General features: G+C 68.4%; 1 protein-coding gene and 2 tRNA genes. 2 read left to right on the top strand and 1 reads right to left on the bottom strand.

The genetic code is table 11. From position 1 onward, the window contains the following. The first annotated feature begins 199 nt into the window (after positions 1–199). Positions 200–275 (top strand) — tRNA-Arg (locus ACIRS4_RS38125). An 8-nt stretch (positions 276–283) separates the two neighbouring features. Next, positions 284–354, top strand: a tRNA-Gln gene (locus tag ACIRS4_RS38120). A 5-nt stretch (positions 355–359) separates the two neighbouring features. On the opposite strand, the gene ACIRS4_RS38115 is transcribed toward ACIRS4_RS38120, so the two are convergent. After that, the coding region (locus ACIRS4_RS38115; RefSeq protein WP_404204850.1) for an SGNH/GDSL hydrolase family protein at positions 360–1157 on the bottom strand (798 nt) is incomplete at its 5' end.

The raw sequence follows: 1157 nt of genomic DNA, 5'->3' as shown, positions 1-1157 counted from the left end.
CCACTGATTCACCAGCAGAGCTGGACCACCCGCCGCGCCCAGCCCCGGCGTGCACCCCGCGTATCCGCTCTCCGCCGGATCCGCAGCAACGCCTGAGTTCTTCCACCCCATTCAGGCCACTTCGAGTAAACCCCTCTTTTCATACCCCGCGCACCTCAGCGCAGAGCAGATGTCAACGCCGACATCCGCGCGGGGTCACGTGTCCGTAGCTCAGCGGAAAGAGCACCTGATTACGAATCAGGCGGCCGGAGGTTCGAATCCTCCCGGGCACACCAACTCTCGATGAAGCGTGGTGTAACGGCAGCATGACGGACCCTGACTCCGCCGATCCAGGTTCGAATCCTGGCGCTTCAGCTTGATCAGCCCTGCGCGATTTTCTGCTGCACGGCGGCCGCGAGGATAGTGTCGCCGTGGGCGGTGGGGTGCCAGGGGAAACCGAGGAGTTCGGTCCGGGGGTCGAAGGCGCCGGCCACCCAGGCGTCGGGGGTGCAGGCGCCGTGGCCCGCGGTGACGGCTCGGGAGTCGAGGAAGGTGACCTTCAGGATCGCGGCGGCTTCGCGTTGGGCGGTGTCCATGTGGTCGAGGAACTCGGTGATGGCTCCGGCTCGGGGCTGGACGGCGTCGATGCCGAGGATCCCGGCGCAGGCCGAGGTTTGGCCGGGGGTGTGGATCTCCGGGTAGCCGACGAAGATGATCTGGGCGTTCGGGGCGTAGTAGCGGATGTACTCGACGGCCTTGCGGACGCGGTCGGCGTAGGCCTGGCCGGTGATGGTGGCCGGGTCGGGGGCGCGGCCCTCGGCGGCGGCTTCGACGTCGCAGCCGTTGCTCAGGTCGATCAGGCAGGAGTAGGCGCGGGACAGGGCGACGGGGTTGTCGGTTCCCCAGGCGTCGTTCATGCCGAGCTGGATCGTGACGGCCCGGGTGCGGGGGCCGAAGGCATTGTCGGAGGCGGCGCGTTTGACCTGGTGGACCAGGGTCCAGCCGGAGGTGTCGATGGTGCCGCCCTGACACGAGGTGTCCTCGACGTCGTCCGGGGACAGGCCGAGGCGCTGGGTCAGCTGGGTCGGCCACGAGGTGGGGACGTGTCTGCAGTCCGGGTCGCCGCCCGCGTTCAGCAGGTCGAGGATCTGGCCGTTGGCGGAGAAGGAATCGCCGAT

It is taken from the genome of Streptomyces sp. NPDC101166 (genome assembly GCF_044768125.1).
Classification (GTDB): Bacteria; Actinomycetota; Actinomycetes; order Streptomycetales; family Streptomycetaceae; genus Streptomyces.
The sequence above is the reverse complement of the archived record's forward strand: the minus strand, read 5'-3'. Positions and strand labels throughout refer to the sequence as shown.